The following is a 23,288-nucleotide window of genomic DNA, read 5'->3' as shown; positions in this document are numbered from 1 at the left end:
TAGTGAGATACTTCACGTATCTAAGTCGGAAAACCAAACGTGCTTCCAACAGCGATCAAGTGGTAAATGTCCAACATAGAGAGGATATCGCAGCAGCCCTTTTCGATAGTTTTTTGGACAGTCTCTTCGTTTACCCGGATGTAAGCTTAAGGTGCAGATTGTGTGTTCTTGAGCTTCTTGATTCCATCATATTTCATGATATCGTCGGAGATCTGTAGCCGGAGCTTGCTGGTCTCATACCCGATACTGCACTCCCCTACGTCAACGGCTTCGCGGCTTTCGAGACTATAACAGGTTCCGCTGGCAAATTGCCCATTTTCGCTGGGGAGATAAGACAGCTTTGCATCGGCATAGGCGCCGGATCGCAGCGTTACAAGACGCTCATGCCCGCTAAACAGATTATTGCCCATGAGATAATAAGGATCACGTGAGATCCCCAGCAAATGGAGCAAGGAAGGTGTAAGATCCAACTGACCAGCTGGAGCTGAATCAAGGACAGAGGCGTTAGAGCCTGGCAGATGAATGAGCAAGGGAACCTGATGCATTATTTGCTGCATATCGAGTGCGCTAAGGCTTTTGCCGAGAAATTGTTCGTAATAAGAGGTCTCCTGGATCGAATTATCATGATCTCCATAGAATGCAACAATGGTATTATCCCACAGCCCACGCTGCTTCATCTCTTTGACCATTTCCCCTAAAGCTTCATCCGTATAGTGAACAGCCTGCAAATAATCTCCGAAGATCGTGCCCTTGAACTCTCCAGTATCAAGCCCTTGTTTATCTGCAGGGAGAGAATAAGGATGATGGCTGGATAGTGTAGTCAAAAATGAATAAAAAGGCTGCTGTATCGTTTCTGAAGTGTTCATAATATCGAGGGATTGCCGCAAAAAGGATTTGTCACCCAGAGACCAGCCTAGAGGTTCGTCTATTGTATAGTCTTTTTTGTTATAAAAATGGTCATAACCCATCGCGTTATACATAATCTGCCGATTCCAGAAGCTACCTTCGTACGCATGAAAAGCATTGGTACTGTAGCCCTTTGATTTCAAAATAGCAGGCAGCGTGTCAATCTGATGATCCGGGTAACGGACAAATACCGAGCCGGAGACCAGCGGGTACAGGGAAGCGTTGGACGTGAAATCCGCATCGGAAGTTCGTCCTTGTGAGGTCTGATGGTAGTAATTGCTGAAATAGGTGTTTTCTTTGATTAGAGCGTTCAGATTAGGCGTGATCTCCTGGCCGGATATTGAGCATCCAACTACAAAGTTCATAAAAGCTTCAGCTTGAATAACAACGATGTTGCTTCCGCTGTATTTTCCAAAGCTGTCATTATTGGCATTTTGCTCAGTGTTTTGTTCATTGAACCAGAGCTGCATTGAGGTGGCTTCTTCTTGCGAAAGCTCGGGCTGCGGACCTAGATGATCTTTAGCATATAAGTAAATATCATAACCGTGAAAACCGATTAGTCCGGTTACGTTATACATCGCCAGACTCCACCAGTTGCCAGTGAATAGATCTTTAGCCCAGGTAGTAGCGTAGGTGTGGATAGGGCCAAAGGTCAGCGCGCAACCTAGCGCCAGAGCAACGATGCCATTCACGCTTCTTTTTAGCATCCTGCTCAGGCGTGAAGAGCGGCGGGAATAACCGTTTTGAGAATAAGAGTGAGATTGCCCATAACGGCGAGGGGCGGCATTAGACAAGTATGTATGGGTTTTCCGGTGGTATAACCCTATTCCGATTCCATAGGCAATAAGCAGAAGCCAGTCAGCAAACAAATAAAGATCGGAAGGACGCAGTAGGGCGAAGATACTTCCACCAAGCGCATCCATCTGTCCAGCCTGAAACAATACGGGTACCGTGATAAAATCCTGAAAATAACGATAGTAGACGATATCCGAATAAATAAGCAGTGTAAGAAGCAAGTTTATACTTAACAACGCTATCGTCTGTCCCCGGCGGGGAAGCCACAGGGTCCAAAAAGACAATAACATGACTGAACCTACAGCAATCCATTTGTCCTGCCGGTTCATATCTATATTGGGAGCATGCAGCCCACTATGCAGAAATAATAACTTGGCCAGCATGATGCCAAGAAAAAGGAGATAACCGATATATCGGGAGCGAATCACAGCAACTACTGTACTTGTTACGGTTGTGCTGCTCCGATTTGATGGAAAGTCAGACATTATAAAACCTCCTAACACAGAAAATAATTAAAACCAGAATAAACAATGTTGTTGTCTTTTTTAGATGATAAACGTTTCTCATAGAAATATATGAGCGAAAAGTTATAGGCGCTAAACTAAAACAGTCTTATACTCGGAGAAAAACGGACATCCTCCTCATACGAGGTAGATGTCCGTTCTGCATTCAAAACAATGGTGATCCTAATTATTTCGGATTTCTAGGTGGAAGTGGACCCAAGTATTGATAATATTGACACTCGATACGTCCGTTATACAGTTTGCGGCGTTTGTCTGCCTTACGACCGTAAAATTGTTCGAATTCCTTGTAAGGGCTGATCGCAAAAAATGACCATGTTGGCAGATATATCATCATTTCACCAAACTGGCGGGTCAGCTTCTCCACTTCTTTATCATTACTGATCCGTTCCCCATATGGAGGGTTAGTAATGATACAACCATATTCTCCTTCAGGTCTTGCTTTGGCGGCAGCCATCACTTTGAAGGTAATTTCTCCGGACAGTCCAGCACTCTTGGCGGCGGCTTCAGCAATTTCAATTGCTTCTGGATCGATGTCCGTACCCGTTAATTGCAAAGGGTAATCGTCGCGCACAGCATCAAAAGCTTCTTCACGAGCCTCTTCCCAAAGATGTTTCGGAATGACTGGCCAATGTTCAGATGGAAATGAGCGGCGTAGTCCTGGAGCAATATTCCAAGCGATCATGGCAGCTTCAATTAACAGTGTTCCCGAACCACAACATGGATCGAACAGCGGCCGATGGCCATTCCAGCGGCTAAGCTGGATTAGTGCAGCAGCCATTGTTTCCTTCAGCGGAGCCTCTGTTGCATGTCTGCGGTAACCCCGTTTGTGAAGCGCGGGTCCTGTGGTATCTAATGTGATCAAAGCGATATCATTTAATAAAATCACCTCGATCACATATCGAGGACCGTTCTCCGGGAACCAGTCTGTATGATACGAAAGCTTCAGCTTCTCGACGATGGCTTTTTTGACAATCCCTTGGCAAGCGGGTACACTCGTTAGTTGTGATTTATGGGACCGTCCTTCAACCGGGAATTCTCCATTCTCTGGAATCCAATCTTCCCAAGGCAAGGCTTTAACCCCTTCGAATAACTCGTCAAAGGTTTTAGCAGGGAATTGGCCCATTTTAACCAATACGCGGTCAGATGTACGCAGCCACAAGTTACAGCGACAGATATCGATGTAATCACCGCTGAATAATACTCGTCCGTTCTCGACCTTGGTCTCATAACCCAGTTCGTTTAATTCGCGCGCTACCACAGCTTCTAAACCCATAGGGGCAGTAGCGATTAATTGTAATTTGCTCAAATACTCTCAACTCCGTTTAACTTGTAGATAAATACAAAAAGCCAGTACAATAAGAAGAGACGGCATTGTCGTCCTTTAAAGCATCCATACAAGTATAGGGGAATGTGGGACACTTCACAATGCCCGGCATTCCATAAATCATAAAATGTTCCCCGTCATCCCTTACTATGAGCAAACGGGGGATCCTCAAAGGAGAATCTTTATGCTTACGCAAGAAGAATACAGTGAACAACTTTATACAGAGGACGAAATTCTGCTTCAAGTAAAAGAAGCAATCGTCCAAGCAGGCATGCCGCCGGTGTCTGTCGAGCCAGGGTACGGAAGACTGCTCACCATGCTAGTTAGACTGTCTCGCTCTAAGCGTATTTTGGAAATTGGCGCACTTGGCGGTTACAGCGGAATTTGTTTGTCCCGCGGTTTCTCTGAAAGTGGCACACTGACTTCGCTAGAGCTGAGAGCCGACTATGCCGAGCTTGCCCGCCGTAATTTAGAGCTGGCAGGCTTCGGCGATACTACGGAGTATAGAATAGGACCCGCAATGGACAGCTTGAAGGCACTGGAAGCAGAGGGCGCTAGGTTCGATTTCTTTTTCATTGACGCAGATAAGTTGAACTACACTAACTACTTGCAATATGCCATCAAGCTGGCCAATCCAGGAGCGATCATTGCGGGTGATAATATTTTTCTCCGTGGACGGACCTTAAATACAGATAGAAATGGTCCTGCCATCCTGGCTGTGCGCCACTTCAATGAGATGATCGCCACGGATGAACGTCTTATCAGTACATGCCTGCCTGCCTATGATGGACTGGCACTAGCGATGGTCAAATAGCTGATTAGCGAAATAACCGCGGTGTTGTTACTTTGTACAGCTTCAATCGAACCCAAATCGTATTAACCAGCAGCAAGCAGCCGGATATAATGAAAAGCCCCTCAATTCCGATGTAACCTGATAGAAAGCCGCCCAAGATAGCTCCCAGCATATTGCCTAGTGCCAATGTACTGCTGTTGAAGCCGAATGCGCGGCTTTCTTTTCCGTCAGGGGTATAGGAGCGGATAAGCGCATTAACGCTGGGCAACAGTCCGCCCATGAAGACTCCCATTAGGAAACGGACAATAATCAGCTGCCAGACGCTAGTTACGAATGCCTGCGGAATTAGGAAGAGTGAAGCGCCAATTAACGCATAGGTCAGAATACGATGTGCGCCGACTTTGTCACTTAGCTTCCCAAGCAAGGGCGAAGCCAGCATATTGGAGATCCCTGTAACCGCACTGACCATCCCGGCCAAGAAGGCTATATTCTCAGCGGGTCCATTTAATTTTTCTACATAAAGTGGCAACAAGGCCATAGGACTAATCATTGCAAATTGCAGCAGAAAGGTTACACCGAATAGAGCTGGAAGCTGAGGGATTTTGATTAATTCCTTCAAGCCTGCGAGTACAGAAACCTGTGGCTCTTGTGCGGCTTCGGCGCGGTCGAATTTTTCTTTAACAAGAAATAATGCCAGCAGAGAGGCGATAAAGAGCAAGGCTCCAACGACATAAAAAATCGGCCGAAATCCGATTAAATCGGCAAGTAAGCCACCAATCAGTGGCCCTAGAATTGTCCCTGCTACAGATCCTGATTGCATCAATCCCATGGAGAAGCCCATACGTTCTTTGGGGGTAGTACCTGACACCAGTGCGATGGAGGCGGGATTGAAGCCAGAGATTGTACCGTTTAAGAGACGGAGCAGGAGCAGCTGTAAAGGGGATTGTGCGAAGCCCATTAATACCATGACAATAGCCATGCCAAAGCTGGAACGCAGCAACATGATTTTACGTCCATATTTGTCTGCAAGCTTGCCCCATAATGGCTGGAATATGAAAGAGGTTAAGAAGTTTGCGGCAAAAATAAGTCCCGCCCAGATTCCAATTTCATGTTCACCCTGGACACCAAGATCCTTCGCAAGGTACAAGGTCAGGAAGGGTGTAATCATTGTCATTCCAGCATTCACCAAAAATTGCCCGAACCAAAGCACTAAGAGGTTGACCTTCCAGGTCTCCCATTTCTTCATAGTGCTTTCACATCCTTTCAAAGAATTTCAGAGAATATATGATTCACGGAAAAAATGCCATTTTATCAGTATATCATTTTTTGCAGCTTCATGTGTGCAACACATGTCATAGTAATGTCATAGGATTGTCATTCCAAACTCTTCGTATTAGTTGTTACAAGCTTTTAAAAAGGGCATAATAGTAGATATGCCGATTAAAAAAATCTAATAAAATATAATGGAGATCTTATCATGACCTACAATGACACTTTTATCCGCGCCTGCAGAAAGCAGGACACGGAGCACGTTCCCGTATGGTACATGCGGCAGGCCGGCCGTTATGATCCCGAGTACCGTAAAATTAAGGAAAAGTATTCGTTGCTTGAAATCTGCAAGCAGCCTGAGCTGGCGGCAGAAGTAACCATGATGCCCGTTCGCAAGCTGGGTGTGGATGCGGCCATTTTGTATTCCGACATTATGAATCCAGTTGCTTCAATCGGAGTGAAATTCGATATCGTTAAGGATATCGGTCCAGTGATTGAGAATCCGATCCGTAGTGCAGCTGATGTGGAGAGACTAAAACCCATTGATGTGGAGGGTGATCTGAGCCACATTTTGGAAACGATTGCTATTCTGGATAAGGAACTGGACGTTCCTTTGATCACTTTTGCAGGCGCGCCGTTTACAATTGCCAGCTATTTGATCGAAGGTAGACCTTCCAAAGGATATATCCGTACGAAAGAGCTAATGTACAGTGAACCCCGTGTCTGGGAAATGCTGATGGACAAGCTGGGCGATATGATTATCACTTACCTCCGAAGTCATGTGCGGAGTGGAGGCAAAGCCTTCCAATTGTTCGACAGTTGGGTTGGTGCGCTTGCTCCACGCGATTTTGAAACATACGTGCTGCCGACGGTTTCTCGTATTTTTTCCGAATTATCTGATCTTGATGTACCTAAAATATACTTTCCTGGCGTAAGCTCTGGAGAAATGCTGCCAAGTCTTACGAAGCTTCAAGCAGACGTAATCGGGCTGGATTGGCGAGTTAGCTTGACTGAAGGCCGACGCAGAATAGGCAATAAATTTGCGATTCAAGGAAATCTTGATCCATATTTGCTTACAGCTCCGATGGACCTCTTGAAAGAACGCGCGAAAGCACTGATCGATGAAGGTGTGCTTGAGCCAGGTTATATCTTCAATCTGGGCCATGGATTATTCCCGGAGGCCTCATTAGACAAACTTAGAGAATTGACGGAGTATATTCACACTTATTCTCAGGAAGTATTACAAGAAACGGCTAAGCAGCGTTCGTAAAAATATAAGAATTTATATGTTCCACGCTATTAAATTGTAAAGGGGACGGAATCCGTGACAGTAAAAATAGGTGTTCTCGTCATGTCGTATGGCACTCCTAAGAGCCTAGAAGATGTTAAAGCTTATTACACGCATATTAGACGGGGGAATCCGCCAACAGCGGAGCAGCTTAAAGAGTTAACCGACCGTTATGAAGCAATCGTCGGGGGGGTATTCCCACTGCGGGAGAATACAGACCGGCAAGTAGAAGCTTTACAAGCAGCATTAAATGCGGATAAAGCGGGAGCAGATGTTGAATTTGTCTGCTATCAAGGCTTGAAGCATGCCAGTCCCTTTATTGAGGACGGCGTGGAGGCTATGGCGAAGGATGGCATTACTCAAGCAGTGGGTATTGTTTTGGCGCCACACTATTCCAGTATGAGTGTAGGGAGCTACATCAAGCGTGCGCAGGAAAAGGCTGATGCATGCAAGATTGACATGGGTTTTGTGGAGAGTTACCATATGCATCCTGAATTGATCGATGTGTTAAGCCAAAGAGTGTCGGCGAAGCTGGATCAATATATTGAAGCAGGTGCGACCCGTGATGAGATTCGCGTATTATTCAGCGCTCATAGTCTTCCAGAACGTATTCTGGCTGTGGGTGATCCATATCGGGATCAGCTGCTGGAAACTTCGCAGGCAATTGCAGCTCAAGCAGGCATAACCAACTGGCAGTTTACTTGGCAAAGTGCTGGCCGCACAGCTGAACCGTGGCTTGGTCCAGATATTCTGGACACGCTGCAACAGCTTAGTAAAGAACAGGTGGAATACGTATTGGTGGCCCCTATCGGATTCGTATCCGATCATTTAGAGGTACTGTACGATCTCGATATTGAGGCAACAGCCGTAGCTGCAGAGCTTGATATGCGTCTTATGCGGATTGACTCACTGAATAGTGATCCCGCATATATGTCTGTATTGAGCGATGTAATTCGTAAACGACTGGAGCAGATGAAGGCCGCTCAATCATGATTGGCCCCACAAGAAAAATTGTTATCATAGGCGGAGGGCTGAGCGGACTCAGCGCCGCCTTTTATATTCGTAAATTTTATAAAGAAGCGGGTATTAAGCCTGATATTGTCTTGCTTGAGAAAGAGAAAAACCTCGGTGGAAAGATTGAAACCTTACATCGCGATGGTTTTGTGATTGAAAAGGGACCGGATTCATTTCTGGCGGAAAGGGCGGAGATGTGCGAGCTGGCTAAGGAACTGGAATTGGATCACGAGCTGGTATCCACTAACCCTCTTGCTAAGAAGCGATATATCTTGCAGCGGGACAAGCTTAATCCTTTGCCAAACGGTCTTGTACTCGGTATCCCTACCGAACTGAAACCTTTTTTATCAAGTGGGTTAGTTTCGTTTGGGGGTAAAATACGTGCGATGATGGATTTTATTCTTCCTCCGCGGCGTAATGATGAAGACGAATCGCTTGGTGAGCTTATTGAGCGCCGTCTAGGGTCTGAAGTGCTGGAGAACTTAACCGAGCCGCTCCTCTCTGGCATGTACGCCGGAGATATACAAAAAATTAGCCTGCATGCTACTTTTCCGCAATTTGGACAATTAGAACAACAGTATGGCAGCCTTATTCGTGGAATGCGCACAGGGCGAAAGAATAAAAAGGTACAGGAAGGTACTACACAGAGTACCTTCTTGACGTTCCGCAAAGGGCTGCAAAGCCTCGTGCATAGTCTGATTTATGAGCTACATGATGTAGAACAACGGACGGAATCTAACGTAGTTTCTATTCAGGCTGTTGGGAGTCGTCCTTCTATTTATGAGGTAGAGCTGGAGAATGGCGAACGGTTGCTTGCAGATGATGTATATATCACTACACCTAATTTTTCGGCTGCTGACTTACTTCGTCCCCATATGGAGGTTACGGCGCTGGAAGCGGTGGATTATGTTTCAGTAGCGAATCTAGTCATGGCTTTTAACAAAAAGGATATTGTTAACGAATATGATGGATCAGGTTTTTTTGTGCCTCGTAAAGAAGGGCGGAATATTACTGCCTGCACATGGACATCTACGAAATGGCCGCATACGGCTCCTGATGATAAGTTGCTTTTGCGCTGTTATGTGGGTCGTTCTGGTGATGAACAGAATGTTCAGCTGCCTGATGAGGCTTTGACGGAGCTTGTGCTTAAAGATTTACGAGAGATCATGGGCATTACTGCGAAACCAATATTTACGGAAATCACCCGCTTAGAGCATTCCATGCCGCAGTATCCTATAGGACATCTTGATAATATTACCGAATTCCGCAAAGATTTAGCGGCTTCGCTTCCTGGTGTGTATGTCATTGGCGCCGGATTTAATGGCATAGCAATGCCGGATTGCATCAAGCAGTCCAAGCTTATTGCGGAAAGCGTTGCTAAACAGCTAATGAATGAAATGTGAGTACGATGACTAAATAAAACAGTGAAGCGAAGCATGAGGCGCTTCACTGTTTTTCTTTAGTTAGTAAAATTTTCTATTTCTATCGACTCTCTTATTTGTAGGGTGCTGTGATAGATATGCTATAATAAAAACAATTTGAGAGTAGAGGAGATCACAGAAACCATGTATCCGCCGCGATCGCGTTCTAGACAAAAGAACAAACATAAGAGCAAACGCAAGCGCAGAACGGCCTGGGCTTGGATCAATGCAGGTCTTCTTTTGATGATTACCGTGTTATTGACTTATAGCTTTACGAATGACCCTGACAAGAAAAGCGCCTCACCGCCTCCGGTAGCAGAAGCGACAGCTACGCCTATACCAGAGAGTAGTGATCAGCCTCAGACAGCATCTCCGGTGGTTGCAGTTGCAACGCCTGAAGCTACAGAGACGCCAAGCCCTTCTCCTACGGCAACTCCAGAGCCAACGCCTACACCGCAGGAGGAGCCTGAAGAGATTATTGAAACACAAGCTCCTGAAGCGACAGCGACCCCTGCGAAGGATGAGGACAGCTCGGAAGCAGCAAATAATGATGCAGTGTCTGGTCTGCCGTCAGATGATAACGCGTCTGGTAAGACGGTAACTTTGAATTTTGGTGGAGATGTTATATTTTCCGGGAAAGCTGGAGAACTGCTGGAGAAGAAAGGTTATGATTATTCGTATGCCGCATTGGAGGGTCTGTTCAAGAAAGATGATCTTACGATCTTGAATCTGGAAACTCCAGTGACCACAGGTGGCGTAAGTGCCACTAATAAGCAATTTGTATTCAAAGGATCACCACTCGCTCTGGATGCGCTTAAGTCAGCGGGTGTGGACGCAGTAAATATGGCGAATAATCACACGCTTGATCAAGGAGAGCAAGGCTTGCGGGATACCCTTAACCACCTTGCTGAAAGAGGAATTCCTTATGTGGGTGCGGGGCTTAACAGTAAAGAAGCATATTCGGCGCAATATTTTGAACGTAAGGGCATTAAGATCGCTTTGCTGGGATTCACCCGGGTGATTCCTGCGTCGGATTGGATGGCAGGGAAAAATAAGCCGGGACTTGCCTCCGTATATGATAGTGCAGAAGGACTGAAGGCTATTGCTGCAGCCAAAAAGAAAGCCGATTTGGTGGTCGTAGTGGTCCATTGGGGTAAAGAACGGGTAGAACAATATGATAAAACGCAACAGTCGCTGGGCCATAGCTTTATCGATGCAGGAGCCGATCTTGTCATTGGCGGCCATCCACATGTGTTGCAAGGCGTGGAGCCATACAAGGGCAAATGGATTGCCTACAGCACCGGGAATTTTATTTTTACGAGATCTACAGTGCCTGCCACTTGGGAAACTGCGGTTTTTCAGGCGGAATGTAGTGTAAAAGGTCAATGCTCCTTAAAGCTGAAGCCTATGAAAGCCGAGCTAGCACAGCCTGTGCCAATGAACGAAGTGGATGGAAAGCTTTTGTTAAAAAGAGTAGAAGCTCTATCCGCAGGGCGGGTAAAGATCGGCAGCGACGGTAAAGTCACTCAAGTTACCAAATAGGGTTCCTGGGAGGTCCTTATGATGAACAATTTGTGTGTAGCCCATCGAGGGTTTTCCGGTAAAGCTCCAGAGAATACATTGGCAGCCATTCGGATGGCGATTGCCATGCCCTTTGTGCACTGGATGGAAATTGATGTCCAGCTCTCCAAAGACGGCGTTCCTGTTGTCATTCATGATTATACGTTGGACCGGACGACCAATGGTCATGGCAAGGTAAAGAACATGGACTGGGAATATATCCGGCGTCTGGATGCGGGGAGCTGGAAAGGGCGTGTTTTTCAGGGCGAGCGGGTGCCTTCTTTGGAAGAGGTGCTGTCACTAGCCTCTGGAAGATTACGTCTGAATATTGAACTGAAAACAGTGGGAGATATGTATCTTGGCATTGAGAAGACGGTGACGGATCTTATTTCTGCAAAAGGTATGCGGGACGACGTGATCTTGACCTCTTTTGATACTGGAGCATTAAAAAAAGTCAAGGAAATTGATCCCCGTTTTCGTACCGGATTGATCTTTGATTCCAGATTTGGCAATCCTGCACGCAGGCTGCATGAACTGGATTGCTCTTTACTTTCGATTAGCTTCTCGCGTCTGAATCCTAGACTGGCTAAGCTTTTGTCCGAGCGTGGGGTGGAAATTATGGCTTGGACTGTGAACAAAGCGAAAGAGATGCGTCGCTTAGCCGACATGCATTCTGATATAATGATCTGTACAAACCGCCCGGATATATGGGGCGACACCTTTCTGAAGGTATAAATAATCCAAATCGATGGGAAAGAGAGCTGACTGTTTATGTGCGCTGCTGTTAATAATCTATATTGTGTTGGACGCAACTACAAGCTACACGCGGAGGAATTGGGTAACAATGTGCCCGTGGAGCCGCTCATCTTCATGAAGCCCTCACATGCGGCTGTTTCCCTCGATAAAGCAGTAATTAAGCTGCCAAAGGATGCGGGTCAGATTCATTATGAAGGTGAACTTGTACTGCGTATTGCACGTGATTATACACCAGGCATGAGCGTGGAGGATCTGGTAGATGTAATGGCACTGGGACTGGATTTCACGCTGCGTGATGTGCATAATGATCTGCAGAAGAAAGGTTTGCCGTGGACGCCAGCTAAAGGCTTTAAAAATGCCGCACCACTCACCCCTTACATAGCGTTTCCAGATAAGGAAGAGCTGGAGGGAACTGATTTTACAGTGGTGAAAAATGGGGTGGAAGTACAACGCGGCAATGTTAAAAACATGATTTTTTCACTTCAAAAAATTGTTGATTTTATCGCCGAGCGCTACGGGTTAGGGAAAGACGATGTGATATTTACAGGTACTCCGGCAGGCGTGGGTCCTACTGTAGCTGGCGACGCTTTCGAGCTGTACTGGGGCGACAAGCTGATGGGGACTTGCCTGATCGGTTAATAGATCTGTTGGAGATGAATCTATGCAGTGGGTTATTGGCGCTTTAGGCGCTTTGATTGTTGCGGGAGCGGCATATTGGAAGCAGTCTTTAAGTCTCTCTGGCATGATTGCCGCGGTAGTGATGGGCACTATTTATTTTGGTGCCGGAAATGCTTTTTGGTTTGGGATATTGCTGATCTTCTTCATCACTTCAAGCCTGCTGTCCAAACTTCATCATGATAATAAAGCAGAATTAGAGCTGACGTATGCTAAGACGGGCCGCCGCGATGCCGGGCAGGTCTTTGCTAACGGTGGACTTGGCATGGTTCTGGTTTTTCTGAATGCGATCTTCCCGAATGAGCTATGGGGGTTCCTATTTATTGGTGTAATGGCTACAGTAACCTCGGATACATGGGCTACGGAGATCGGAACACTGAGCAAGAAACCGCCTCGTTCTGTCCTTACGGGTAAAGTTCTTCCTGCCGGAGCTTCGGGCGGTGTATCCAGCTTGGGTACGCTGGCGGCAGCAGCAGGAGGTGCACTCATCGGTGCGTCAGCTTGGCTGCTGCGAATGATATCCGGCATGCCGGATCACTCTTTCGTGCTGCTTACCCTAGCAGGACTTGCCGGAGGATTAGTCGGCGCCTTTGCCGACTCTATCCTTGGTGCAACCGTGCAGCAGATGAACCGCTGTACCGTATGCGGCCGCGAAGTGGAAGGTTCACAGCATTGTGGGGCTCCAGCTGTACACGCAAGAGGCTGGAAGTGGATGAGCAATGACGCAGTCAATGCCATCAGCTCTATCCTCGGCGGTGCAGCTGCCTTACTGCTGAGCATGATCATTTAGCATTTGAATTTAAGCTTTGAACGGCACAGTTTAGGGAGGGACCGATGAGTAGCGCATCCAATCAAAAACATACTGCTATTCTGGATGCCGCATACGAGCTCTTCGGTTCAGGTGGATTTTACGAAACGAAGATGTCGGAAGTGGCGGAGCAAGCCGGGATAGCAAAGGGCACCGTTTATTTATACTTCAAGAGCAAGGAAGAATTATTCATGGCAGTGACGCGCCGCGATTGTGAGGGGTTTCTCCTGCAATTACAGGAAAGGCTGAAGGCTAGTGATACTTTGGCCGGTAAACTTTCGATCATTGCTAAACATCACTTGAATTATTATTATGAACGCAAGCGGCATACGAAGCTCTTTTTCCGTGCCCCTAACAATAATCCTGAATTAGTGGCGTATATGACTCAATTTATGGAGCAATACATGCAAGATGTGGTCAAGGTATTATTAGAAGGTGGAGCATCCGAGCCTGAGCTTATGGCACAGTCCTACATAGGGATGCTGGATCGTTTGAAGATGGATATTTTATTTGATCCGTCTTTTACGGAGGAGGACGCGTATAAACGCGCTGATTTCGCTGCTGGTCTTTTTATTAGAGGGGCCATGATCACCTGAATTTTGGATAGGATGATAGACCGGATAAATAGCATTGGTTAGATGCGGGCCGGTTTTATGAAAATATAAGGCAAGCGAGGAAATAGCATGAATATTATGACCGTGGAACATCTTTCCAAGAGTTATGGCGAGAAAGTACTCTTTAGCGACGCTTCATTTGGTATGGACGATCGGGATAAAATTGGCTTGATCGGTGTGAATGGAACGGGTAAATCAACCTTTTTACGGATTATTGCCGGTCTGGATACTCCGGATGGTGGACAAATTGCCATCGGGAATAATGTAAGAGTACAATATTTGGCGCAGAATCCTCCTTATGATCCTATGAATACAGTTTTGCAGCAAGTGTTCGCCGGGGATGATCCAGACCTTGCTACCATGCGTGAGTATATGGAGACTATGTCCCAGCTTGAACAGCAGCCTGGTAATGCTGAACTGGAAGGAAAACTAGTAAAGATTGGGCAGGCGATCGACGCTGCGGGAACATGGCATTTGGAGAGTGAAGCCAAAAGCGTGCTTACCAAGCTAGGCATCTTAAAGTTTGATGCGTTAATGGACACACTTTCTGGTGGACAACGTAAACGTGTGGCTCTGGCAGCTGCACTGATTACCCCCTCTGAACTGCTGATTCTTGATGAGCCTACCAACCATATTGATACGGATTCCGTGGCTTGGTTGGAGCAATATTTGCAGAAACGGCGCGGCGCTCTTTTGATGGTGACGCATGATCGTTACTTCCTGGAGCGTGTGGCTAGTGTCATGCTTGAGCTAGATGGTGGCCAGCTTTATCGTTATGAAGCTAACTATTCACGGTTTCTAGAGCTTAAAGCCGATCGAGAAGAACGAGAAGCCTCTGCCGAACAGAAGCGTAAGAATCTGTTGCGTACAGAGCTGGCTTGGATTCGTCGCGGTGCCAAAGCCCGTTCAACAAAACAGAAGGCAAGAATCGACCGCTTCGAGAAGCTGAAAGAGAGTACGGGAAGCAGCTCGAACGGTTCATTGGATATCTCTGTGGCTTCTACACGTTTAGGTCGCAAGATCATTGAAATTAATGACCTGTCGAAAGCGTTGGATGGTCGTCAGCTAATCAAAGATCTCAGCTATATCGCTGTACCCCAGGATAGAGTGGGCATCGTCGGCCCGAACGGCAGCGGCAAATCAACACTCTTAAATATGATTGCAGGTCAGCTGCAACCCGATAAAGGTGAAGTTCAGCTTGGCGCTACGGTTAAGCTTGGTTACTTTACACAAGAGCATCAGGATATGGATGACAGTATGCGTGCCATTGAATACGTGAAGGAAGAAGCAGAAGTGATACGGACAGCAGACGGCAGTGTGATTACGGCTGGTCAAATGCTGGAACGCTTCTTGTTCCCTCCTGCGATGCAGTGGACACCGATCTCCAAGCTGTCTGGTGGCGAAAAAAGGCGCTTGTATCTGCTTCGTGTATTGATGGGAGCACCTAACGTATTGCTTTTGGATGAACCTACGAACGATTTGGATATCGGCACATTGGCTGTTTTGGAAGATTATCTGGATGAATTTCCGGGTGTCGTCTTTACCGTATCCCATGACCGTTATTTCTTGGACCGTACGATAGATAAGCTGATTGCTTTTGAAAATGGCGATATCCGGATTCATGTTGGAGATTATACGGAATATGAAGAATGGCTGGCCAAAAATGTACCGTCACGCATTGGAGAACCGAACAAAGAAGGAAGCTCAAAGCAAAAAGAGGCCGCGGACACTGCCAGCAACCCTGCAGCTTCAACGACTCCCAAAACAAAACTCAAATTCAGCTTCAAGGAACAGCGTGAATATGAGGGCATTGATGAGCAAATTGAGCTTGCAGAGCAACGTTTGACGGATATTAGTGTACAGATGGAGGCGGCTTTTGCTGACTCTGGAAGGCTGCAGGAGCTAGTAGAGGAGCAACGCCTAGCCGAAGCAGAGCTGGAGCGTCTTATGGAACGCTGGACCTATCTGAACGAGCTTGCGGAGAAAATCGCTGGTAAGGCTTAAACCCGTTGGATGGCTTTGAATGAAAATAGGGGAGGGCTCTGTGTGGAAGATAAACTTAAAGCTGCCGTAGCCCTACGCAACGCTGGTAAAGCGGAAGAAGCCAAAATGATGCTGTTTGAGCTATATGAGCAGAATGCTGGGGACGCTGAACTTCTATATCAATTGGCCTGGACGCATGATGTGCTGGGTTTGGAGCGGGCGGCAGTACCCTTTTATGAGAAAAGCTTGGCGTTAGGATTACCTTCTGAGCAGAGAGTTGGCGCTCTATTGGGACTGGGCAGCACCTACCGGACACTCAGAGAATACGAGAAGTCAAAAGGTCTTCTGATGCAGGCTGTTCAGGAGTACCCGGAGAATAAGGAATTTCCGGCGTTCCTAGCCATGACCTTGCACAATCTTGGAGAGCATAGTCAAGCGATGGAGCTGCTGCTTAAGCTGTTGGCAGAAACCTCTGCGGATGAAGGGATAAGAAGTTACAGTAAGGCCATTTCTTATTATTCAGATAAACTGGAGCAAGTCTGGGATTGAGGCTGGCTTTTAAATCACAGTGATTCTTACAAATCACTACCCGGACACAGCTAACCTTAAACGCAGCATTATAACCCATTTGGAATGTTAACGGACACCACAGTCGCTATTGACACTAAAAGCACCCAATACGTTCCTTTTTTGCGTGAATAACGTCGCTTGGGTCCGAAAGAATGCTCCAAAGGCTAATAATTTGCGAATAACGCCTTCTGGGTCCGTAAGCACCAGCCGAAAGTGATGACCACCGGAAATTCCGGCAGTGTCTGTTGAAGAACAAGTGAACCACCAATAAACAAAAAAAGAGTAGGATCCTCCACTAATTGGAGAATTCTACTCTTTTATTTTTCTACTTATTTATTTCGTTCCGTCCACAGCAATCATTTGTACTACAGACCGAGAATCGCCGGGTACAATGATTTCCTTCGCATTCATCTGGGAAGAGCCATCTCCGTCCAAGAAGATGCCCTCCAGACCCTTAGCAGGAACTGTCTGGAGGATCGCTGAGCGGAACTCTGCCGCTGTTGAGAGCGTTGGGGTAACAATCAGCCAGAGCTTTCCTGTGTTGTCATACACCATGCCTGAGCGCAGGCGTTTCTCATCAGCGTAAGGAAGATGCTCTTCAGCTACTGCCGCTTCCCATAAGTCTTCGTGTCCCAGATTCATACTAATGCCACCTTGCGCAAAATAATGCTGGCGATCAGTAATCTTCAATTCTTCTCCAGAAGAGACAACCTGTACGGAGAAGCTACGGCTGGCACCATCCCAGACAAGGGTTCCACGTGCGTATTTAGCATTAAACCAGCCAGACCCATAACCCTTCTGGGCTCCGTTGACTGGAGTATCATGCATGATAGCCATGGATAAAAGCGCATCTTGATAGAAAAAACCACCGTTAATCCCATATGCATTAACTTGCCGTAAAGGGACACCCGCGGCCCTGAGCTTAATATCTTCAGGTGAAAGTGACATCATATAGAGCTGCACGTTATCTGTACTCACTGTTTCCAAAAAGCTATAGGCGTGAGGAAGACCTTTAAAGGGATCTTCCTTGTGATTTCTAAATACCAGAAACAACGACAGCGCTAACCCCACTATCAATAACACCAGAAGTGAGACGATAAGTCCCTGTCTGCGCCTCCAGAGCTGGTTCAGCTTGCCAGAGCTACCCTCAGTTTGTCCCCACATAAGCAGCGAGAAGCTTAGCAGTGTTCACTACAGCTTGCTTATGCGTACGTTCCATGGAGTGGGAGGCATGTACACCTGGGCCAATCAATGCTGCACGGATATTGTTTCCGCCTCTGAGCGCTGCGGAAGCATCGGAGCCGTACATAGGATAAATATCAACGGCATAAGGAATTGCGAGTGCTTCTGCCAGTTCAATCAAACGACCTGTCATAACATAATCGTAAGGGCCGGAAGAGTCTTTTGCACAGATGGATACATCGGTTTCTTTACAGCTGAGATCATCACCCATGGCGCCCATATCGACGGCAATCATTTCATTGATTTCACCAGGAATCCAAGCTGTACCATGTCCCACTTCCTCGTAGTTAGAGATGAGGAAAGAAAGGTTGTGGAGAGGTTTCCAGCCTTCACGTTTAATACTTTCCAGCAATCCGAGAAGGGCAGCCACGCTTGCTTTGTCATCTAAATGACGGGATTTAATGTAGCCGCTAGGCGTAATCACTGCACGTGCATCGAAAGAAATGAAATCTCCGACGGAAATGCCAAGCTTGAGTACGTCTTCTTTAGAAGATACCAGCTCATCAATACGTACTTCCATGTTCTCCTCTGATCGTTTGAAGTCACGAGCGTCTGGATATACGTGAACAGATGGATGGCTGGTTAAGATGGTTCCTGTATAAGTTTTGCCGCTACGGGTATGGATCGTGCAGTATTCATTCTCAATGCTGTGCATGGCGAAGCCACCCACAGAGGTCAGACGCAGTGTACCATTAGCTTTAATCGAGCGGACCATGGCACCAAGTGTATCCACGTGAGCGCTGATGCCAATAGTACGAGAGGGATCTAAGCCAGGGACGTTAAGAATTACGCCGCCTTTTTCATTCCAGCTTAAAGGTACGTTCAGCGCAGCTGCTTCTTCAGCAACTAGTGTCATTACCTGTGCGGTGAAACCGCTTGGGCTGGGGGTGTCGAGTATTTTTTTTAGGATGGAAAGTATGTAGTCTTCATTAGGTTGAATGGTAATCATTAGTTAAGCCCTCCTGTTAAGCCATCATTGTCTGTGTTAAAAGAATCCAGTGAAGTGTCGGCATCACGAAGCTTGGTAAGCTCAGCAGTTAAGCTTTTAATTTGCTTTTGTAGTTTGTATTGACGAAAAATGCCGTAAGAGCCCACGATGATTCCGCCAATTAACGCGCAGCCAAGAATAACGAGTATAAGTGGTATATTAACCACATCAAAACCGAAATTGACTTGAACGGGATCAACGTTGATGACTGCGAATATGGCGGTTAGCAGCGCGAAGATTAGACCCGCAATTAGTGACCATTGAATTCTCATTGAATTCTTCCTCCTCAGGGGGATATAACAATATAAAATCCCCTGCCCAGATAGGGCAAGGGATTAATGTAATACTAAGCTCTCTGCCTTATTTGGTCAACTGTTCCATTTGCTCGATAACACTTTCGAACACACTCATCGCTTCGCGAATCGGCTCAGGAGACGACATGTCAACGCCTGCTTTTGACAAAATATTGATGGAGTAATCACTGCCACCGCTCTTCAGGAAGCCGAGGTAACGATCTACCGCCGGTTTACCTTCTTCAAGGATTTGTTTGGCAAAGCTAGTCGCTGCCGAGAAGCCTGTTGCATATTTGTAAACATAGAAGCTGTTATAGAAATGCGGAATTCGTGCCCATTCCATCTCGATATCCTGATCTACAACCATTTCTTTGCCGTAGTATTTGACATTCAGGTCGTAGTAGATACTTGAAAGATCTTGAGGGGTAAGCGAATCGCCCTCTTCAACACGCTGATGAATGATCTTTTCAAATTCTGCGAACATTGTTTGCCGGAAAATCGTTGTCCGGAACTGATCGGCATAGTAAGTGAGCAGATACATTTTTTCCTTAGGATCTGTAGACTTTTTGAGTAGATAATCCATAAGCAAAGCTTCATTGGTAGTTGAAGCAACCTCTGCAAGGAAAATGGTATACTGTGCATCCCGATAGTTCAGAGCGTTGTCTGAAAAATAAGAGTGTAGAGCATGACCCATCTCATGTGCCAGAGTAAACATACTGTTCAGATTATCGTTATGGTTCAGCAGGACGTATGGGTGTGTGCCATAAGGGCCCCAGCTGTAAGCTCCAGAGCGTTTATTCTCGTTCTCATAGACATCAATCCAGCCATTGTCGTAGCCTTTTTGCAGCACATTCAGATAATCTTCACCCAGCGGTTTGAGGCCTTCTTTGGTAATTTTCTTCGCTTCTTCGTACGTGATATCCAGCTTATATTCATCTACTAGTGGTGCAAATAGGTCATACATATGTAACTCATCCACACCAAGCAGCTTTTGACGCAACTTCATGTAACGGTGCATTAAAGGAAGACTCTCATGAATCGTATCGATCAGGTTGGTGTATACCTCTTTTGGAATGTTATCACCGTAAAGAGACATTTCCATTACAGATGGATACTTGCGGACGTGTGAGAAAAAGACGTTTTTGTTCACATTGGCGCTAAGCGTTGCTGCGATGGTGTTTTTTTGCTTACGATAGGTTTCATAGACTGCTTTAAAAGCATTTCGGCGAACCTCGCGATCGGAGCTTTCCAAGAACTTGATATAGTTGCCGTGAGTCAGCTCGACCTCTTTGCCATCTTCATCTTTAATCTTAGGGAATTTCAGATCTGCGTTGTTCAGCATACTAAAAATATTCTGAGGCGCTTGTGCTAGGTTTCCAACTTGGGCAAGCAGAGCTTCCTCAGCCTTGGACAATACATGCGCTTTCTCACGTTTCATCTCTTTTAAAGTGAAGGTGTAAGCGGACAGTTCAGGATCAGCAATAAATTGATCCAGCTTCTCAATAGGCAGTGCCAAGATTTCTGGGGTTACAAAAGAAAAGGCTTCGCCTGCTTCGATCCCAAGCTTCTTCGCTTTGGAGGACAAAGCTTGATATTCAGGATTAGCAGTGTCTTCATCCTGACGCATATGAGCATAGACAAAAAGTCGCTCAGTGGAGACGGACAGCTTGTCATCCAGCTCAAAACATTGTTTCACAGCTTCTGCGGAATCAAGTTTACCTTGGAAATCAGCAGCTTTTTTGATCAGTGATTTAGCTTCAGCATATTCTGCATCCCAATCCTTCTGAGAGGCAAATATATCTTCAAGCTTCCAACGATTCTCAGCAGGTACTTCACTTCTCTTCAATAATTGTTCCATAGAAACCCTCCTAGAATGATGAGATGTAGTAGGCATAATCTCCCTCGGCAATACTGTGGATGATATTTCACCCGGTAGCAAGCTGAGCACAAGTAGAAGAGGGATGGACTTGAGTGTAATAGGCATGACGTCCTCCTCTTTGAAAAGTAGAGTCAGCTTATTATGTCCTGCTAAGTCCTGATTATTAATATTTAGTCTTCTTTATATGGTAGTTATGCCAACAAGCTATAAATAACAAAGATGAAAGCAAACAGAATCATTACGACCGCAGCCATGGCCATGCCCCGCTTTAGTTTCGGCGGGACACGATCCTTGGTCATAATTAATACTGCGCCTAGACAGAGGACTAGGACAACATAAATCGTGAGATTTTCGTTATTCATTTCCTGTTATACCTGTTTGAAAGCTGCAATGATGTTTTTGTACTCTTCTTCATTGTCTTTATAAGATTCTTTGTTGAAGCGGTTATTCACCCATTGCATCATCGCTGGACGACTAAGGAAGGTATGTGTTTCTTCTCCCCATTGATCGGAAATTTCGCGGAGTACAATGTAGCGGCCTTGAACTTCTACCGTCATCATATTCCATTTGTCTGTTTTGTATATTTCATGTTTTTTGATCATTATCATTACCACCCTGGCGATTTTTGGCTTTTGGCTCAATGATAACGCACTGGAGAAGGGAAAAGCAAATTAAATCATATATTAAGGGTTGGGTTTGATTGATTTGAACAGAAGATTGCAGTATACTATAGTTATACGCCATATATGGCGGTTATTTTTAGGAGGTTGTTCAATTGAAAGGTACAGTAAAATGGTTTAACGCAGAAAAAGGTTATGGTTTTCTTCAAGTAGAAGGCGGCGAAGATGTATTCGTACACTTCTCAGCAATTCAAGGTGAAGGATTCAAGACTTTGGACGAAGGTCAAGAAGTAGAATTCGACATCACTGATGGTAGTCGCGGACCGCAAGCTGAAAACGTAGTAAAATTATAAGAAACAGCAGGACAGTTAAGCTGTCTGCTACAAATATATAATTTACTTGGCAAGCCCTTGCAAGAGTGGTTACCAACTTACAGAACACAGTTCTTTCGGGAACTGTGTTTTTTTACGCCCGCTATAGAAGTTATCCAAAATGAAAAAGGTCGTTTCACTCCAGTGAAGGGGAGTGAAACGACCTTTTTGTATTATGGAATAACACCAACCCTAATTATAGGGAGGCTTTTTTGTTCTTTTTTCTGAAATAATTGATCGGATCCAGATTGGATTTCAATAAATGCTGTCCCAGAAACCCAGCAAAAGCAAGTAAGCTGAAACCCGTAGCCACTATATAAAAAATATAACGCCCCGCCTCTTGATAAATAATTCCGCCAAAGGTACCGCTAAGCAGCCCAGAGGCACTTGACCAAACGACGGTGAAAATGGCAAGACCTGTTGCCCGAAGGCGATCCGGGATAATCCGGGTGATATAACGGACAGATGTTACATAAAAAACACCAAATGATATACTGTGCATGGCTTGAATGGCAATCATTGAGCCTGGATGATCCGCCAGGGACATCAAAAGAAAACGCAGAGCGTACATCAGACTCCCCAAGGCCAGCAAGGGCAATTCTTTGAATTTGTCGCCGTATCTGCTGAGGATAAATAATACAGGGATTTCACTAAGAGCTGATGCGAGCAATGCCCAGCCAATGATTTCCTCACCAGCGCCTAGTTGTTTTAGACTGATCGTCAGAAAGGCTTCGTTCATTCTATGGCCTAACGCGAGTACAAACACACAGCCGAAGAACCACAGCACCTCTTTTTGCAACAATATATCTTTAAGTCCATTTTTGCTATTATCAGCTTCAGCTGTGTCCTTATCTTGATTCGTTGTTTCTATAACAGCAGGTCTCTTAACATCTTTAAGACCTAGGGTAATTAAAAGTGCAGCAATAATGATGATGATACATAGGGTCAAGCTCCAAGTAGAGCCCAATGCTCTTAATGCATAGCCAACGGTTAGAGCAAAGAAAGAATAGCCTAAGGAGCCAAAAACGCGAATGGTAATGAAGTTCCGTCCGTGTCTTTCGGCAACTTTGATAGCCATTGTATCGGCAAGCGGAAAAACTGGGTAATAGAAGAAGTAGAAGAAGGACAAAATAAGCATGACAGATGAAAATTCGGCCGCTCTGGCTAATAGAAGACCAGTTACTAATTGACCCGCAAGTAGTATGAACATGATCTTTCGAACGGTGCCTAACTTATCGCTTATCATACTCCAGAATAGATTGGATAGGATGGAGATAAGGGGACCGAGGGAATACAAGTAGCCTATCTGAGAACTGCTAAACCCTAAATGTGTGTAGAATAAAGGAAAGTAGGATACTACAAGGACGCTGGTACCATATATGGTAAAAAGAAAGGAACGCAGCCAGTTTTGATCACTGTAAAGGCTGCCGGTCCGTTTTGAAAACATGGATTGCACTCCTCCGAAATTGAAATATGCCTAGTATAGCATAAAGCAATGGGGAGATGTTTTTAAAAACTGCTGTATTTCTGAATCTTTCATGATTTTACGAAAGTGATTTTGTTGTTTGTACAAATACGCCTGATCATATTATAAT

General features: G+C 45.7%; 22 protein-coding genes. 12 read left to right on the top strand and 10 right to left on the bottom strand.

The features are described 5' to 3' along the window. Window positions 1-146 precede the first annotated feature (146 nt). Window positions 147-2,186 (bottom strand): LTA synthase family protein, encoded by a 2,040-nt coding sequence (locus MHI15_RS26845; protein WP_341165101.1) that lies wholly within the window; start codon window positions 2,184-2,186, stop codon window positions 147-149. Between the two features lie 205 nt (window positions 2,187-2,391). Further along, window positions 2,392-3,531, bottom strand: a complete 1,140-nt coding sequence (locus MHI15_RS26840) for a THUMP domain-containing class I SAM-dependent RNA methyltransferase (protein WP_036689227.1) — start codon at window positions 3,529-3,531, stop codon at window positions 2,392-2,394. A 202-nt stretch (window positions 3,532-3,733) separates the two neighbouring features. Between MHI15_RS26840 and MHI15_RS26835 the strand changes: the two genes are divergently transcribed. After that, on the top strand, window positions 3,734-4,363 hold the full coding sequence (locus MHI15_RS26835) for an O-methyltransferase (RefSeq protein ID WP_341165100.1): 630 nt from the start codon (window positions 3,734-3,736) through the stop codon (window positions 4,361-4,363). A 4-nt stretch (window positions 4,364-4,367) separates the two neighbouring features. Here MHI15_RS26835 and MHI15_RS26830 read toward each other — a convergent pair whose 3' ends face one another. Further along, on the bottom strand, window positions 4,368-5,588 hold the full coding sequence (locus MHI15_RS26830) for an MFS transporter (protein WP_038569803.1): 1,221 nt from the start codon (window positions 5,586-5,588) through the stop codon (window positions 4,368-4,370). 231 nt (window positions 5,589-5,819) lie between these two features. On the opposite strand from MHI15_RS26830, the gene hemE reads away from it, so the two are divergent. The 10 genes from hemE (at window position 5,820) to MHI15_RS26780 (ending at window position 16,279) form a co-directional block, all read left to right on the top strand. Next, window positions 5,820-6,881 carry a uroporphyrinogen decarboxylase gene (gene hemE / locus MHI15_RS26825; RefSeq protein ID WP_076278633.1) on the top strand — a complete coding sequence of 354 codons (1,062 nt, stop codon included), beginning with the start codon at window positions 5,820-5,822 and terminating at the stop codon, window positions 6,879-6,881. 54 nt (window positions 6,882-6,935) lie between these two features. After that, window positions 6,936-7,892 carry a ferrochelatase gene (hemH, locus tag MHI15_RS26820; RefSeq protein WP_341165099.1) on the top strand — a complete coding sequence of 319 codons (957 nt, stop codon included), beginning with the start codon at window positions 6,936-6,938 and terminating at the stop codon, window positions 7,890-7,892. After that, the gene (gene hemG, locus MHI15_RS26815; protein WP_341165098.1) at window positions 7,889-9,316 is read left to right on the top strand and encodes a protoporphyrinogen oxidase; all 1,428 of its coding nucleotides are present in this window, start codon (window positions 7,889-7,891) and stop codon (window positions 9,314-9,316) included. The genes hemH and hemG overlap by 4 nt, the downstream gene beginning before the upstream one ends. A 162-nt stretch (window positions 9,317-9,478) precedes the next feature. Next, the gene (locus MHI15_RS26810; protein WP_076278636.1) at window positions 9,479-10,876 is read left to right on the top strand and encodes a CapA family protein; all 1,398 of its coding nucleotides are present in this window, start codon (window positions 9,479-9,481) and stop codon (window positions 10,874-10,876) included. Window positions 10,877-10,897: 21 nt separating this feature from the next. Then, complete coding sequence (locus MHI15_RS26805) at window positions 10,898-11,629, top strand: glycerophosphodiester phosphodiesterase (protein ID WP_445668019.1); 732 nt, start codon at window positions 10,898-10,900, stop codon at window positions 11,627-11,629. A 36-nt stretch (window positions 11,630-11,665) separates the two neighbouring features. Beyond that, complete coding sequence (locus MHI15_RS26800; protein WP_036689251.1) at window positions 11,666-12,289, top strand: fumarylacetoacetate hydrolase family protein; 624 nt, start codon at window positions 11,666-11,668, stop codon at window positions 12,287-12,289. Between the two features lie 22 nt (window positions 12,290-12,311). Then, a complete protein-coding gene (locus tag MHI15_RS26795; protein WP_076184351.1) occupies window positions 12,312-13,115 on the top strand; it encodes a DUF92 domain-containing protein in 804 nt (267 codons plus the stop codon). A 44-nt stretch (window positions 13,116-13,159) separates the two neighbouring features. After that, window positions 13,160-13,729, top strand: a complete 570-nt coding sequence (locus tag MHI15_RS26790; protein ID WP_076098408.1) for a TetR/AcrR family transcriptional regulator — start codon at window positions 13,160-13,162, stop codon at window positions 13,727-13,729. Window positions 13,730-13,816: 87 nt separating this feature from the next. Beyond that, window positions 13,817-15,751: an ABC-F family ATP-binding cassette domain-containing protein gene (locus MHI15_RS26785; protein ID WP_076125106.1), complete on the top strand. Its 1,935-nt coding sequence runs from the start codon at window positions 13,817-13,819 to the stop codon at window positions 15,749-15,751. A gap of 42 nt (window positions 15,752-15,793) precedes the next feature. Beyond that, on the top strand, window positions 15,794-16,279 hold the full coding sequence (locus tag MHI15_RS26780; protein ID WP_254848719.1) for a tetratricopeptide repeat protein: 486 nt from the start codon (window positions 15,794-15,796) through the stop codon (window positions 16,277-16,279). A gap of 354 nt (window positions 16,280-16,633) precedes the next feature. Here the strand turns inward: MHI15_RS26780 and MHI15_RS26775 are convergent, their stop codons facing one another. The 6 genes from MHI15_RS26775 to MHI15_RS26750 form a co-directional block, all read right to left on the bottom strand. Continuing rightward, entirely contained in the window at window positions 16,634-17,464 is an 831-nt protein-coding gene (locus MHI15_RS26775; RefSeq protein WP_076218386.1) for a hypothetical protein, read from the bottom strand. Further along, window positions 17,448-18,488, bottom strand: a complete 1,041-nt coding sequence (locus MHI15_RS26770; protein WP_076125158.1) for a M42 family metallopeptidase — start codon at window positions 18,486-18,488, stop codon at window positions 17,448-17,450. The genes MHI15_RS26775 and MHI15_RS26770 overlap by 17 nt, the downstream gene beginning before the upstream one ends. A gap of 2 nt (window positions 18,489-18,490) precedes the next feature. Then, window positions 18,491-18,802, bottom strand: coding sequence for a LapA family protein (locus MHI15_RS26765; RefSeq protein ID WP_042126298.1), 312 nt, complete (start codon window positions 18,800-18,802; stop codon window positions 18,491-18,493). A gap of 88 nt (window positions 18,803-18,890) precedes the next feature. After that, the gene (gene pepF, locus MHI15_RS26760) at window positions 18,891-20,681 is read right to left on the bottom strand and encodes an oligoendopeptidase F (protein WP_248549265.1); all 1,791 of its coding nucleotides are present in this window, start codon (window positions 20,679-20,681) and stop codon (window positions 18,891-18,893) included. A 212-nt stretch (window positions 20,682-20,893) separates the two neighbouring features. Further along, entirely contained in the window at window positions 20,894-21,064 is a 171-nt protein-coding gene (locus MHI15_RS26755; protein WP_036689267.1) for a hypothetical protein, read from the bottom strand. A 6-nt stretch (window positions 21,065-21,070) separates the two neighbouring features. After that, window positions 21,071-21,304, bottom strand: coding sequence for a hypothetical protein (locus MHI15_RS26750; RefSeq protein ID WP_036689271.1), 234 nt, complete (start codon window positions 21,302-21,304; stop codon window positions 21,071-21,073). A 173-nt stretch (window positions 21,305-21,477) separates the two neighbouring features. On the opposite strand from MHI15_RS26750, the gene MHI15_RS26745 reads away from it, so the two are divergent. Beyond that, the gene (locus MHI15_RS26745; RefSeq protein WP_036689272.1) at window positions 21,478-21,675 is read left to right on the top strand and encodes a cold shock domain-containing protein; all 198 of its coding nucleotides are present in this window, start codon (window positions 21,478-21,480) and stop codon (window positions 21,673-21,675) included. 214 nt (window positions 21,676-21,889) lie between these two features. Here the strand turns inward: MHI15_RS26745 and MHI15_RS26740 are convergent, their stop codons facing one another. Then, entirely contained in the window at window positions 21,890-23,140 is a 1,251-nt protein-coding gene (locus MHI15_RS26740; RefSeq protein ID WP_076280963.1) for an MFS transporter, read from the bottom strand. Window positions 23,141-23,288: the final 148 nt, after the last annotated feature.

It is taken from the genome of Paenibacillus sp. FSL H7-0918 (assembly GCF_038007025.1).
Lineage (GTDB): Bacteria > Bacillota > Bacilli > Paenibacillales > Paenibacillaceae > Paenibacillus_AQ > Paenibacillus_AQ odorifer.
The sequence above is the reverse complement of the archived record's forward strand: the minus strand, read 5'-3'. Positions and strand labels throughout refer to the sequence as shown.

Coding starts and splice junctions, on each gene's coding strand:
- MHI15_RS26845 (WP_341165101.1), bottom strand. CDS start 2,186: ATGTCTGACTTTCCATCAAATCGGAGCAGCACAACCGTAACAAGTACA.
- MHI15_RS26835 (WP_341165100.1), top strand. CDS start 3,734: ATGCTTACGCAAGAAGAATACAGTGAACAACTTTATACAGAGGACGAA.
- MHI15_RS26830 (WP_038569803.1), bottom strand. CDS start 5,588: ATGAAGAAATGGGAGACCTGGAAGGTCAACCTCTTAGTGCTTTGGTTC.
- hemE (WP_076278633.1), top strand. CDS start 5,820: ATGACCTACAATGACACTTTTATCCGCGCCTGCAGAAAGCAGGACACG.
- hemG (WP_341165098.1), top strand. CDS start 7,889: ATGATTGGCCCCACAAGAAAAATTGTTATCATAGGCGGAGGGCTGAGC.
- MHI15_RS26810 (WP_076278636.1), top strand. CDS start 9,479: ATGTATCCGCCGCGATCGCGTTCTAGACAAAAGAACAAACATAAGAGC.
- MHI15_RS26805 (WP_445668019.1), top strand. CDS start 10,898: ATGAACAATTTGTGTGTAGCCCATCGAGGGTTTTCCGGTAAAGCTCCA.
- MHI15_RS26800 (WP_036689251.1), top strand. CDS start 11,666: ATGTGCGCTGCTGTTAATAATCTATATTGTGTTGGACGCAACTACAAG.
- MHI15_RS26795 (WP_076184351.1), top strand. CDS start 12,312: ATGCAGTGGGTTATTGGCGCTTTAGGCGCTTTGATTGTTGCGGGAGCG.
- MHI15_RS26790 (WP_076098408.1), top strand. CDS start 13,160: ATGAGTAGCGCATCCAATCAAAAACATACTGCTATTCTGGATGCCGCA.
- MHI15_RS26785 (WP_076125106.1), top strand. CDS start 13,817: ATGAATATTATGACCGTGGAACATCTTTCCAAGAGTTATGGCGAGAAA.
- MHI15_RS26775 (WP_076218386.1), bottom strand. CDS start 17,464: ATGTGGGGACAAACTGAGGGTAGCTCTGGCAAGCTGAACCAGCTCTGG.
- MHI15_RS26765 (WP_042126298.1), bottom strand. CDS start 18,802: ATGAGAATTCAATGGTCACTAATTGCGGGTCTAATCTTCGCGCTGCTA.
- pepF (WP_248549265.1), bottom strand. CDS start 20,681: ATGGAACAATTATTGAAGAGAAGTGAAGTACCTGCTGAGAATCGTTGG.
- MHI15_RS26755 (WP_036689267.1), bottom strand. CDS start 21,064: ATGAATAACGAAAATCTCACGATTTATGTTGTCCTAGTCCTCTGTCTA.
- MHI15_RS26750 (WP_036689271.1), bottom strand. CDS start 21,304: ATGATCAAAAAACATGAAATATACAAAACAGACAAATGGAATATGATG.
- MHI15_RS26740 (WP_076280963.1), bottom strand. CDS start 23,140: ATGTTTTCAAAACGGACCGGCAGCCTTTACAGTGATCAAAACTGGCTG.